Annotated in this window: 1 pseudogene; it reads right to left on the reverse strand. The window is 52.3% G+C overall.

The features are described from left to right. Positions 1-930, reverse strand: a pseudogene (locus AC2A06_RS18615) (hypothetical protein); the annotation flags it as partial.

The raw sequence follows: 930 nt of genomic DNA on the forward strand, positions 1-930 counted from the left end.
TCTGTTAGAACCAGGGTTGACATCAGTGGCAATAATCAGTGCATCGGCATAGTCCGTCAGCAGTTCAATGGCACTCAAACCATAGCTCAGGTACAGGCCATCGGCACTACCGTTCGTGTTGGACAAGGCGTAATTGTAGGTACCATTCGCCACATGGACACTGTTCTGGTTAATGGCAGAAGAAATACCTACCCCAGGTGTCACCACCTGGTTATTAATTCTCAAGCTGAGTCCATCAACCGCGCTTGCCGTGTCCGCAGTGATCAACGTCTCGGTCATTCCCCGGTTCTGTTCGAGAAGAGAGACGCCCGGAGAGTCGTTGTTCCACGAACCGCCATTATCCACATTGATAGTACCGCTGTTGGCGGTGAGGTTAACGGTAGAAATGGTACTCTCGGCACTTGATAACGGCACGCCACCAGTGAAATTGAGCGTACCACCATCCAGCACCAGATCCTGCAAGGTGGCGGTACTTGGCGTTCCCGGGATACCAACCGTCGTCACACTGCCGGTGGCTAACGTCAGCCCAGCATTCTGCAGAGTATCGGCATTGGTCCCCGCCAGTGAGAAGGTAGCGTTATTCAGCGTCACATTGCCGGTAAAGCCACTCCCAACGCCAGTATCGAAATTGAACGCATTATTAGCCCCGGTATCGACATTCACCTTCCCGGCACCGGTCAGGGTATTGTTCAGCGTAAAGGCACCGGCGTTGGTGATATTCAATGTGCTGGTGGCACCATCAACATTCAATATTGTTGAACCGTCCAATGCAGTAAGACTGTCAATGGTCAGTGTGGCGCCGGTATTAATATCCAACAAGCCCGTAAAGCCAGAGGCATTGCCATTATTTCTCAGATCGATATTGCTGCTGTTCAGCACCCAGTTCCCTGCGCCATCGATAACATTACCCAGCGAGGTCAAGGTGCCGCC

The organism is Serratia sp. HNCC26DJ244, from assembly GCF_057180565.1.